Annotated in this window: 6 protein-coding genes; 3 read left to right on the top strand and 3 right to left on the bottom strand. The window is 48.9% G+C overall.

Translation table 11 applies throughout. From position 1 onward, the window contains the following. Window positions 1-575 (top strand): integrase core domain-containing protein (locus tag NIG5292_RS14115; RefSeq protein ID WP_048600180.1); only part of this gene is annotated, 575 nt, incomplete at its 5' end. Between the two features lie 1,261 nt (window positions 576-1,836). Here NIG5292_RS14115 and NIG5292_RS14110 read toward each other — a convergent pair. The 3 genes from NIG5292_RS14110 to NIG5292_RS14100 form a co-directional block, all read right to left on the bottom strand. Beyond that, the gene (locus NIG5292_RS14110) at window positions 1,837-2,301 is read right to left on the bottom strand and encodes a PTS sugar transporter subunit IIA (RefSeq protein WP_048600178.1); all 465 of its coding nucleotides are present in this window, start codon (window positions 2,299-2,301) and stop codon (window positions 1,837-1,839) included. A 271-nt stretch (window positions 2,302-2,572) separates the two neighbouring features. Further along, window positions 2,573-3,538 carry a Gfo/Idh/MocA family protein gene (locus tag NIG5292_RS14105; protein WP_048600177.1) on the bottom strand — a complete coding sequence of 322 codons (966 nt, stop codon included), beginning with the start codon at window positions 3,536-3,538 and terminating at the stop codon, window positions 2,573-2,575. A gap of 218 nt (window positions 3,539-3,756) precedes the next feature. Continuing rightward, on the bottom strand, window positions 3,757-4,512 hold the full coding sequence (locus NIG5292_RS14100; protein ID WP_048600176.1) for a DNA primase family protein: 756 nt from the start codon (window positions 4,510-4,512) through the stop codon (window positions 3,757-3,759). Window positions 4,513-4,582: 70 nt separating this feature from the next. On the opposite strand from NIG5292_RS14100, the gene NIG5292_RS14095 reads away from it, so the two are divergent. Both NIG5292_RS14095 and NIG5292_RS14090 read left to right on the top strand, forming a co-directional pair. Beyond that, a complete protein-coding gene (locus NIG5292_RS14095) occupies window positions 4,583-4,870 on the top strand; it encodes a transposase (RefSeq protein ID WP_048599378.1) in 288 nt (95 codons plus the stop codon). 11 nt (window positions 4,871-4,881) lie between these two features. Beyond that, a partial coding sequence (locus NIG5292_RS14090) for an IS3 family transposase (RefSeq protein WP_144412762.1) occupies window positions 4,882-5,216 on the top strand: 335 nt, incomplete at its 3' end.

Here is a 5,216-nt window from a genome sequence, read left to right as displayed (position 1 = left end):
AGCGGCATAAGAAACGAAGGCGGCTGTATCACAAAGACAGTTCGGTCATCCGTTTGCGCCCAATGCATCCCAATCATGTTTGGGCAATTGATTTTGTTCACGACAAGCTGAGTAACGGGCGCAGCTACAAGATGCTGACCGTCTTAGATGAGTTTACCCGCCAAGCTCTTTGCGTTGAGGTGCAAGACAAGATGAACTCAGATGATGTTTTGCGTGTCATACATCGTTTGCTGATGAAATACGGAAAGCCTGAATGCATTCGATCTGACAATGGCGGGGAGTTCGTAGCTGAACACCTTCAAAAATGGCTCAGAAAGGTTGGCGTCAAACCAATCCAAATCTACCCAGGCAGTCCTTGGGAAAACGGTTACAATGAACGGTTCAACGGTATTCTTCGCCAAGAAGTCTTAAACGCTGAATGGTTCCACAGCATCAAACAGGCTCAGGTCGCAATCAATATTTGGCTCAAAGAATACAATCACATCAGGCCCCATCATGCACTCGGAATGCGACCTCCCATGCCAGAAACCTTATTAGAGAAATCCAAAATTAGTGGCACTGAAATTGGGGGCTAGACACGTAAGCAGTCCAAAGCTTCGTCGTGGTTGACGAGGGCAGCACGCCACGAGGTTGCTTGGTCACGTCGATGGAGCCAACTGTGCCGGTTGTTGCACTACAACCCAAAAGGCTGACTGACAAACATGCGGCCAATCCTAGCGAGCGACGAAACATGGCATTTTCCTTATCCAGTAAACAGCTTTGACGAATAAAAAAAAGTACAGCAGAGTTCGAATTATTTCCACTAACTAATACACTGTCCACACTGTCCGCGCCTAACGTGAATGCCCGCTATGGGTGGAAAGCCAGCAATCACGTTTCTTATGTTCCCAAGCTATGTTCGCCCAAAACGCGCCGACACAGTGTTCGCAACACAGCTACAGCCAACACTGTGTTCAACACCGTGATTCAGCAGTCGAAATAGCGAGTAACACGGCAAAAAGTGTGTGTTTGGTCCGTTTTTGAATTCGACCTCTTTATAAATGCTGGGGTTCGTTAGTTTGGGACTATTCCCCCCACCGGACAACTGGACACCCTTTTAGGGGGATGTCCGTGTCTGTCCGTCTAGATGGGGTGCGGACGATGGTCGGACATGTCCGCAGGATTAGCACTCCGCTATTGCATTGGCGATCAGCGAGCTAATTGTTACTTGTAGCCAACAATTTGGTCCGCGTTCGGGTATCGAGCGGGCCAGATGGAGACTTTCCCATTAAATGATGAATAAGCCGATGTGAGGGTAAGCACCAGTGCAGAGTGTGCAGCATGTGCAGGGTTTTTCCAGTTATAATAATAAGTCAGTAAAATCTCTTAAGGGTCAAATAACCCTTTACACCCTGCAACCCTGCACTAAACCCAATAAAACACTCTTCTCGGCTTTCGATGTCCCTGCACAACCCTGAATTGGCTAACCAGAGTGTTCTTTGCCTGCGTCACCCATGAAGTCAGGACTTTGCATTATTATCTCGGCTAATGCCTCGCCTGAAGTAGTTAACCGGTTGCTACTGTCGAACCAGTCTCTCTGACGACCAAACTTTATTGCACTTTCGAGTGTCTTATCACTGCATCGGCGTTCACAATAATCTAGAACAGCCTCAAATCTTAAAAACGCTGTGTGATGCTTCATTCTCACTCTCCCAATTTTAATACGAGAGAGAACAGGGATTGGATCACCATCCCTAAGCGCCGTCATAAAATCAATCTTGATACAAGTTGGACAGTAAGTCGTGAGACTTAGCAAGATAACTTTTTGTTAGGTCATCAATCTAGTAGTTTATCGCGTTAAGCTACTTTGGATAAATTCTGAGCGGTCAAAACTGCATAGAGCGTTGATGGATCGCTATTTGCGCGAAGTTTTTCGCAGACCGCTTCATCGCGCAATGTTCTGGATACCAAAGCCAGTGCTTTAAGGTTCGAAACACCGCTGTCGCGGGGTGCAAACAACGCGAACACAAGATCAACAGGCTGGCGATCAACCGCTCCAAAATCTACGGGGCGTTCAAGGCGCAGAAATACGCCTTTTACGGTGTCAATATCATCAAGCCGCGCGTGGGGTAGGGCAACACCGTGGCCTACGCCGGTTGGTCCAAGCGCTTCGCGCTCCATCAGCGCCTCAATCAATGGGGTACCTTGAAGATCGTAGCACGCATTCGCAATTTCACCCACATCGTGCAGCAGTCGTTTTTTGCTGCTGACGTTGCTTAAGACGCGGACTGCGTTTGGTGTAAGAATATCGCTTAGGTTCATTATGCTACTACTCTTCTGGCACAATAGGCCGAAGCCTTGCTAATTAGGCGAAGCGCATAATCTGCATATATCAATTGTTCAATCGCTTATTTTCGCTGGGTACAATGGCTGGCTACACATTACGTCTAGGCTTCTATTGGTATTGTGGTTTATTGGCATTGCCCCCACCGGACAACTGGACACCCCTTTAGGGGGGATGTCCGTGTCTGTCCGTCTAGATGGAGGCGAACGATGGTCGGACATGTCTGCTTACTAAGAAGTTCTATGCTCGTTATTCTGTAGCCAGAACCATATCAATCATTTCTTGGGTTCCTCGGCTGAACTCAAGCGTGCACAGGTATTCTTCTTCCGTGTGAATGGAACGACAAAAGCTTTCTACTTGTAAAACGTAGTGATTGGTCTCTGGCCAACGTAGTGTTTCTGTCACCATACCGGCGCGTTCCAATGTAAGTTCGGCTTGACCAAAAACACTTGGGTTGAACGGGCAGTTAAGTTTCATAACACCTTTGTCTCCGTGAAAGGCCATATATTGCCGTGGGAACATCCGCATAGACGTAACGGAGTTATAGCGGAAAGAAGGAAAGTCAGCGGTAACATGCGCAAAAACATCAACGCCATTCTCGCGCTTGATTTGGGCATCGACTGAGATTGGCTCTTCACCAGTGACGAACCGAGCTGATCCAAAAGTATATACACCAATGTCAGGAAGGCTGCCTCCTCCGGTATCTGGCTTGTTCCGGATGTTGTCTGGATCGGCGCTGTTATCATAGGTAAAGATACCGTCGACATACAATAGTTTCCCGATCCTACCAGCTTCATACAATTCTTTGGCTTTGTGCCACTGCGGATGATGTAAAATCATGTACGCTTCAGCAGCCAATAAGCCGGTTGAATTGCGCCTTTGAATTACTTGATCGAAATCTGATGCATTCATTGCGAGGGGTTTCTCACATAAGACATGTTTACCCGCGTCTAATGCCTTCAGTGTCCACTCAATATGCATGTGATTTGGTAAAGGCACGTATACAGCATCGATCTCTGGGTCTGCGAGCAATGCCTCGTAGCTATCATGTATTCTTAAGTCGGGTTGTAGCGCCTGAAATGCCAAAGCTTTACTGTTTGAGGAGGTAGCGAGTGCGGCGAGCTTTGCTCCACTTGCGAGATGGATTGCCGGTGCCATTTGCTCCAGTGCGAATTTCGATGCCCCCAAAATACCCCAGCGAATTGTATTAAGCATTAGAGCCTCCCTGATCAATTACCATACCCTAGGTTAGTTCACTATCGTCAAGCAACTGGCTAGTCGGGGGGTGCAGCATGTGCAGGGTTTTTCCAGTTATAATAATAAATCAGTAAAATCTCTTAAGGGTCAAATAACCCTGCATACCCTGCAACCCTGCACTAAACTTAACAAAACATGGCTCTCGCTTTTGATGTCCCTGCACAACCCTGCATTGGCTAACCGGAGCGTTCCTCGGCAGCGGCAACCTTTATGCCGTCAAAGACCATGCCTTGTGAGGTCTTGGTTTTCTGTATCCTCAGTCGTTCCACGCGCTGGCTGAAGGTCTTCAATGCAGGTATTTGCTTAACCCCTGCAGAGTTTGCCCATGTACGAAACGCGTCGTAGCAATGTTTAACGCCCAGAGACGACCCGTCGGCCATCTCACATTCTGACAGCCAGAGCGCTACGGTGTCAGATTGAACACGCCACTCGTCTTTGGCTGCTTTACTACTCGCCGGCTCAACAAAGCCACCGGTGACGGCGCGGGCATAAGCCTGTAGCGCCAAGTTGAGAATGCCAGACATTTCCTTTTGCAGTTTAGTCTGCAGCTGCGCATCGCGCTCTTGAAGAGAGAACGTTCTATTGAATGTTAAGATGCCCGCACGCCGGAAGACGGCGTCTGAGTAATCGGACGGATGGGGCATGTGGTTGGTAGCCCAAAGGATAGTAGCAAATGGGTGCATCTCGTATGGGTCCTTATGCTTGCGATCAACCGTCATCATTTCGCCTGATACGAGGGCTTTTAGCTCAGCAGCGGGTAGCTTGCCGCCTTGTTCGCTCTCTGTGATGATGTTCAGTAGCTTTTGATCCAACTGTGCCCGATGATGGTTGTTGCTAAATAGAGCAGGGTGCACAGCTGCAGTATTTCTGGCTCCCGCCAAATCGCCCATCACGTTAAACGCCACTGACTTACCGTTTGCACCAGACCCCACGGCTATGAGAAAGCGTGTCTTGGCCCCCTAAAACTGTGCCACTATTTGTTGACTAAGGGAGTGACAGAGAATGGCACGGAAACGGTATTCACATGAGGATGCACTGAAGTTATTGCGCGAGATTGATGTTCATTTGCATGATGGGTTGGATGTTGTGGGCGCGTGTCGCAAGGCGGGTATTTCGGACAAGACCTATTACTATTGGCGCAAGAAGTTCGGTGGTCTAGGGCGACCGCAGCTCTCAGAAATGAAAGCACTGAAGAAGGAAAACGAGCGGCTGAAGAAAATCGTTGCGGACCTCCAACTGGACAAGCTGATCTTGAAAGAGAGCCTCGATTATTTAAAGCCGAAGGCCTGACGGTTGATGGGTTGCGTCAGGCCGTAATCCATACCCGCCAAAGACTTGATACGTCAGAACGGCGCACATGTGCGGTTCTCGGCGTCTCGCGTTCTGGCTTGCATTACAAAACGAAGGTTCAAGGTGATGACGCATTGCGCTTGGCCATGATCCGCCTTGCCAAGCAGTATGGTCGGTACGGATATCGAAAGATCGCTGAGTTGCTGCGGATCGAAGGTTGGCACGTCAATCACAAGAAAGTTGAGCGTTTATGGCGCGAAGAAGGGCTGAAGCTGCCAGAGCGGCATAAGAAACGAAGGCGGCTGTATCACAAAGACAGTTCGGTCATCCGTTTGCGCCCAATGCA

The sequence above is a fragment of the Nereida ignava genome, from assembly GCF_001049735.1.
Taxonomy (GTDB): Bacteria; Pseudomonadota; Alphaproteobacteria; order Rhodobacterales; family Rhodobacteraceae; genus Nereida; species Nereida ignava.
Note: the sequence above shows the minus strand (reverse complement) of the source record. Positions and strands in the feature narration are given on the sequence as shown.